The sequence below is a fragment of the Acinetobacter sp. YH12134 genome, assembly GCF_013418555.1.
Lineage (GTDB): Bacteria > Pseudomonadota > Gammaproteobacteria > Pseudomonadales > Moraxellaceae > Acinetobacter > Acinetobacter indicus.
The window spans coordinates 1-6,264 of sequence record NZ_VPBT01000042.1 but is presented as its reverse complement, the minus strand read 5'-3'; the positions used below and the strand labels follow the sequence as shown (position 1 = coordinate 6,264).

Annotated in this window: 5 protein-coding genes and 1 pseudogene; 2 read left to right on the top strand and 4 right to left on the bottom strand. The window is 44.5% G+C overall.

Annotation, left to right across the window (positions count from 1 at the left end; translation table 11 throughout):
- Together FTU69_RS14440 and FTU69_RS14435 are read left to right on the top strand one after the other, a co-directional pair.
- Positions 1-108 (top strand): annotated as a pseudogene (locus FTU69_RS14440) (IS5/IS1182 family transposase); the annotation flags it as partial.
- A 111-nt stretch (positions 109-219) separates the two neighbouring features.
- Complete coding sequence (locus FTU69_RS14435) at positions 220-588, top strand: MbcA/ParS/Xre antitoxin family protein (protein WP_180104096.1); 369 nt, start codon at positions 220-222, stop codon at positions 586-588.
- A gap of 88 nt (positions 589-676) precedes the next feature.
- Here FTU69_RS14435 and FTU69_RS14430 read toward each other — a convergent pair whose 3' ends face one another.
- From FTU69_RS14430 to FTU69_RS14905, 4 genes are all read right to left on the bottom strand, one after another.
- Complete coding sequence (locus FTU69_RS14430; protein WP_180104095.1) at positions 677-2,344, bottom strand: IS66 family transposase; 1,668 nt, start codon at positions 2,342-2,344, stop codon at positions 677-679.
- A gap of 74 nt (positions 2,345-2,418) precedes the next feature.
- On the bottom strand, positions 2,419-2,754 hold the full coding sequence (gene tnpB, locus FTU69_RS14425; RefSeq protein WP_180104094.1) for an IS66 family insertion sequence element accessory protein TnpB: 336 nt from the start codon (positions 2,752-2,754) through the stop codon (positions 2,419-2,421).
- The gene (locus FTU69_RS14420; RefSeq protein WP_000364666.1) at positions 2,751-3,179 is read right to left on the bottom strand and encodes a transposase; all 429 of its coding nucleotides are present in this window, start codon (positions 3,177-3,179) and stop codon (positions 2,751-2,753) included. Before FTU69_RS14420 ends, tnpB begins: the two co-directional genes overlap by 4 nt.
- Positions 3,180-3,348: 169 nt before the next feature.
- Positions 3,349-6,264, bottom strand: a 2,916-nt coding sequence (locus FTU69_RS14905; protein ID WP_180104093.1) for a cadherin-like domain-containing protein, incomplete at its 5' end; no start/stop codon positions are given.

Here is a 6,264-nt window from a genome sequence, read left to right as displayed (position 1 = left end):
TTGAAAAGATTTAGAATACTAAGTGAACGCTATCGAAATAGACGGAAAAGATTCGGTTTACGCATTAACTTAATCGCTGCACTGGTAAACCGGATGAACTTGCAATAACGACTTTCGCAAGAGATCTAATATATCTTCAGTAAAAATTGGATGTCTGAGAAACGATAATCAAATAGTATAAACTCTAGGTATCAGCAACGTCTGAAACTGAGATCAGTCATGCATAAAACGTCAGAAAAAACTGCAAAACAAAAAAAGGTATTAACTAAAGCTGTTTTATCATCTGCAAAACAACTTGGTTTGCCACTGGACCAGCTTGCTATCGTTATCAATTTAGATTCAGTGGAAACTTTAAATTCGCTTGAGTTAGATCCCGATTCAAGTCAGGGAGAACTCGCAATTATTTTAATTCGTATTGCGATATCACTAGATGCTCTAACAGGTGGAGAGGCTAAATGGATGCAGCATTTTATGAAGTCACCAAATAAGCTAACCAAAGGCATTCCGATAAAACAGATTCAGACTACTCAGGGATTAGCTACTGTATTAAATGTAGTCGAAGGACTTCGGCTTCAGGGTAAATATTAAGAATATATAAAGCTTCATTACACAGAAAATTAAAAGTCATAATTTTGTCTAATAATTGTAAGCGTCCGCTGAACCCCATGCCTATTTTTTAATTTGAGTTGGATTTCCAGCGATGTGGCAGTAATTCTTCTATTTGGGTCGCTTTATGCGTCGGCAGCCTTTTCAGCACATCACTGAGATAGGCATACGGATCCAACCCATTCAGCTTTGCTGACTGGATTAAAGTCATGATATTTGCCGCTCGCTGTCCACTGCGCAGCGAACCTGCAAACAACCAGTTCTTACGGCCCAATGCCCAGGGACGCATTGAGTTCTCTGCCCAGTTATTGTCAATGGGTAGATTGCCATCATCCAGATAGCGGCTTAAGGCTGGCCAACGCTTCAGACTGTAATTGATGGCCTTGGCGGTTGGAGAACTCGATGGCACCGTCAGATCATGTTGGTTGAGCCATTCATACAGTTGTTGCATCACCGGTTGGCTGTGCTGTTGTCGGTATTCGCGGCGGTGTTCTGCTGTACTATCGGTCTTTTTCCTGAGTTCTGCTTCTATCGCATACAGTTTCTGAATCATCAGTAATGCCTGTTCAGCGATCTGACTTTTCCCGGTCACATGCAGTTCATGAAATTTACGACGTGCATGTGCCATGCAGCCCACCTCAATGACATCGCCTGATTTAAAGCGTGCTTTATAACCACTGTAATCATCACAGACCAGATGGCCCTGCCAGCCATTCAGGAACTCTTCTGCATGCTGACCTGAACGGCTATCCTGAAAGTCATAGATCACGGCTTGAACTGGATTGTACTGTGTGGTGGCATAGGCCCAGACATAACCTTTCTTCGGTTTCTTCTCATTCTCACCCATCCGCATGATGGTGACCGGCGTTTCATCGGCATGGATCACCCGCTGTTGCAGCACCACCTCTTTTAAGGCATTGGCCAGAGGCTCCAGTTCTACACCGCAGCGACCAATCCAGTCAGATAAAGTAGATCTGGACAGATCAATGCCAGCCCGCTGATAGATCAGGCGCTGACGGTACAGCGGCAAATGATCGGCATACTTCGATACCAGCACATGGCTAAGCAATTCAGGTGAAGCAATGCCTTTATCAATCACATAGGCGGGCATCGCTTGCTGAGTCAGAGTGTCGCACTGATCACAGACCCATTTGCCACGGACATGCTGTTCCTTATAGAACTGTGCCGGTCTGAAATGCAGTTTTTCACTGATATCTTCGCCGATACGACGTAACTGGCAGCCACAACTGCATTGGGTTGATGCAGGTTCATGCTCAATACGGATGGTGTGTAGATGATCTGGCAGCAGTCGACGTTTAGGTTTGTTGACTGTGGCTTTGTGTGTCGCTGCATCGGTTTTATCTGCATTTAATCGTTCTAATTCCAGATCAACGGCTGCGATATCTTCTTCGACCGCTTCGTCCCATAGATGGATTTGTTTTGCGGTGAGATGTTCGTTTTTACTGCCGAATTTATGCTTTTTAAACAGCGCCAGTTCATGCTCGTATTTTTGATTGAGAATAGAAAGATGCTGAACTTTAGAATCTAATTGCTGATTGGTGACTTCAAGATGTTGAACTTTGGCATCTAATTGTTGATTTGATACTTCCAGATGTTGAACTTGAGCATCTAATTGTTGTTTATCTTCTGCGAGTTGTTGATGCTGCATTGCCAACTGTCTGGTGAATTCCAGCAGTTGTTCATGGGTCAGTTGGCTTAAATCAGGCAGCATTTTCATGACCGCAGTATGCCTGAGGTCATGACGCAGAGGAAATAGAACGTTTGGAGAATAGCAGAATGGAACAGCCTAGTTTAGAGCATTGTTACCACTTGTTGTCGTCCAATGCGCTGCCAGGGCAAACCCTGAATTAGTGCCTGTAACTGTTCTGGACTGAGAGCTACGTTTTCACCCTGGTGAACTTTAGCCCAGTGAAATTTGCCCTGTTCCAGCCGCCGGGCACACAGCCAGATGCCCAGTCCATCATGCACCAGTACTTTCATACGATGGCCACGTTTATTACAGAACAGGTAGGCGCAATGCGGTTTGATCGAGCCAAAGGCTTTCATGATCTGCGCCCTAGCCGTATCCATACCCGCACGCATGTCCATCGGCTGGGTAGACAACCAGATTGCATCGATACGGATCACTTGATCAAGCCCTGAAGTAAAAGCAGTAATTCAGTTGCAGACTCCACCGGCCATTCGATTTCGATCATCTGATCCCTTACTGAACCTTGTTCATCATGTAATGGAATCCTGATATGAGCGGTAGCTTTCTTCTCTGGCACAGGTGGCGGAGGTGCTTCTTGTTTGACTGGCGTCGGGTGAAGAATGACGGGAAGGAAGTCGGTCTGTGGAATGGATGAGATTGTTAATGATGGAACCATTGATCTGGACTGACGAATCCATTTATGCAACAGATTGGCATTGATCTGATGTTGCATTGCGACCTTAGCCACCGATGTATCTGGCTGCTGGGATTGCTGAATAAGTTGATGTTTAAATTCAGCCGTGAAGGTTCGACGGGGCTTTTTTAGCGTTGGTGCAGTGTCTATAACTGTCTTTAAATCCATAAATAGGTGTCCACTTAAATTTTAGTGGACACTATCGCGGTATTAATGAGTTAGAAAAAGTGGGGCTCAGCGGACGCTTACTTTAAAAACAAAGAAAAGCAGCATGCATCGCACACTGCTTTTTTAAGTGCTGGGCAGATCAAGCCGTAACTCAATCTACCCCCATAAATTAACCAATGATAATTTGATGATTATCAAGTAGTTGTTGCAAGGTTAAACCTGCTTGATGTTCAATTACCAGCAAATCAGTTTTGCCATAAGTCGCTAAGTCACCATCACGATCAACTTTAAGTACGGCATTGCCATTCGCATCATTGCTGACGCTAATAAACTTCCCGACCTTTGCAGTATCACTTAAATCAGACGCAAGCAGTCCAGTAAAGAAATTCTGATCAAACTGGATTTTGTCTTGTGTTTCAAAATCCGTCCATGTGTCTTTACCATTACCTGCGGTGGCATCGCCAGCAGTCAAGACATTGTAAATGAGGGTATCTACACCCAAACCACCTGTTAAAATGTCATTACCTGCACCACCATTCAGGATATCGTTACCTGCACCACCATTCAGGATGTCATTACCATCACCGCCATTGAGGGTGTCATTGCCTGCACCACCATAGAGCGTGTCGTTGCCTGCACCGCCATTAAGCGTGTCGTTGCCAGCACCACCAAGAAGATAATCGTTACCTGCACCGCCATGAAGTATGTCGTTGCCCTCACCACCAACAAGGTAGTCATCGCCTGATGTACCATAAATCGTGTCATCACCTGCTTGACCATCAATATAGTGGTTTTGCTTGGTTCCCGCTGTTGCAGAAATCACATTGTTACTACCTGCAAAAGTAGCAGTATGCGTAGTACCATCACTCAGGGTATAAGTGATTGTGGTACCCACCAACTCGTTAGCACTGATACTTGCGGGAAGACCCGCATCCACATCAGTACCAAAATACAGTTTATCTCCCACGCCAAAGTCATTGGCGGCAAAGGTAATGGTCATTTTCTTCGTACCATCACCTGCCCACGTAATTGCATTGGTATTAATGCCTGTAGTCAATGCCCCGATATGATCTTTAGGATGTTTACCTGTCCCGTTCAAACCACCATCAGTAAAGTCAAAGTATCGATTGCCTGCTGCACCAGCCATATCAATCTCGATTTGAGTGATATACAGCCCATCTTTCCCATCTAGGAATGTCAATTGGAAATGGTCTGAGGCATTTTGAATATCCGAACCTTGAATCACAGCCGAGAGTGTCACAGAGTTTAAAGTATCATTGCCTGCTGTACCTTTTAGGAATAAATCATCACTCGTTTTTAAGTTCAGATCTAAACCATTTGTACCCAAGTTAAAATCAACGACCGTGACAGGCATAGTTTTGTCTGTCACTGTTGTAACACTATTACTACCTTCGAACGTAGTGGCAGAAACTTTAAGATTAAAAGTACCTGTATAACCCAAAGGCGGCTGAATACTGAGTTTGTTCAATGCCCAATCTTGAATACTGACCGAAGTATTGCCATGACTTGCCGTAAAGGTGTGTGTGCCATCGGTTAAGATTGCACCGACTGGAATGTCACCCATTACCAAGGCAGTCATTGTTTCCGAACCATCAGTATCAATCAGATCAATCTGAATACCTGCCAGTTTAATTAAGGTATCTTTCAGTCCGTTATCCACCGCTTCGGCAGAGAAATAACCACCGTCATTTTTATCTGTCGTATTTGGCACAAATGTACCGACATTAGCACCCAAACTCATCAATTCTTCAGCGCTGCCATAAATCGAGTAGTTGGCTGAAGTTAATGGCTTACCTGTCGTAGGCCATGTCGTTGCACCATTTTGACGCTCCAAAATATCAATTGAGTAGCTGCCCGCATCATTCATATTGGTGAAATAGGCTTCTAAGGTGTAATAACCCGATTGTGCTGGAGTAAAGACACCCACATTCGGGATACCATTTGCATTATTCGCAGTTGGACCATAGTTTCCATAAGCATCACCAGTTGTAGTGACCAGTACTTGACCACCCAGTTCAATATGCATACCGTCATCTGAGTAACCTTTGAAGCTGTATTGTTTACCTGCTTCTAAGTAGATGAGTCCAGTGAAAGATACGCCATTCCTTTGGGTAATGTCACCACTTACAGTCAGTTCACGCCCTTGCTCTGTCGGTGTTGTAGCCTCCATTTTGCCTTCCAAAATATTGGCTTTAAACGCCGCTCTTAAATTGACAGCAGTACTACCACTCCCAACGTATGCAGACTCTAAAATATTGGTATATTTTTTGAAGATCAGTCCAGTCGATGGTGGTGGGGTTTGTAATGGCACTGTTCCTGTTGCACCGCCTGAAGCACTGTTATCCCAAATATCTTGTTTTAGGGTAATGTTGACTGCATCGGCAACGGCAGTAATTGTAAAGTTTGCAGAAGCATTTACACCATCAATCTTATAAGTGAACTGTGCATTACCTGCATAGTTCGCTTTTGGTGTAAATGTCCATGTGCCATTGCCGTTGTCCGTAAATGTACCGTCAGCCGAACTTAAATTGGTAATCGTAGCATTCGGATTCAAAGCTTTAGCCAACAAATCTGCTTTACTCACGATAAACGATTGGTCTTCGTTAATCGTCGCTAAAGTCACAGGGTCGATTTCATTGTTGCCATCTGTATCGTTCACCGCAGGAACTGTGGTGTTCAAGTCATCTAAACGACCTTGAAGCTCTGTTTGTTGTACTGCTTCAGAGGCTGGCAATGCATTAACTAAGCCTTGAGCTGTGCCTTTCGCTGTATCAACGGCTGCTTTAAGTGCATCCAATTCTGCTTTGTCAGCAGGATTGATGATGCCGCCTTTGCCTGCAATCGCATCGATAAGATCTTGCTCTGCTTCTTCAGCCGCAACGACTGCCGCTTCTGCTGCTGCAACGTTACTGTCAATCACGCCATCGCTGTCGGTATCGTTCACCGCAGGAACTGTGGTGTTCAAGTCATCTAAACGACCTTGAAGCTCTGTTTGTTGTACTGCTTCAGAGGCTGGCAATGCATTAACTAAGCCTTGAGCTGTGCCTTTCGCTGTATCAACGGA

Excerpts from the sequence above, each read along its gene's own strand:
- FTU69_RS14420 (WP_000364666.1), bottom strand. The coding sequence starts at position 3,179 with ATGGATTTAAAGACAGTTATAGACACTGCACCAACGCTAAAAAAGCCC.
- FTU69_RS14435 (WP_180104096.1), top strand. The coding sequence starts at position 220 with ATGCATAAAACGTCAGAAAAAACTGCAAAACAAAAAAAGGTATTAACT.
- FTU69_RS14430 (WP_180104095.1), bottom strand. The coding sequence starts at position 2,344 with ATGAAAATGCTGCCTGATTTAAGCCAACTGACCCATGAACAACTGCTG.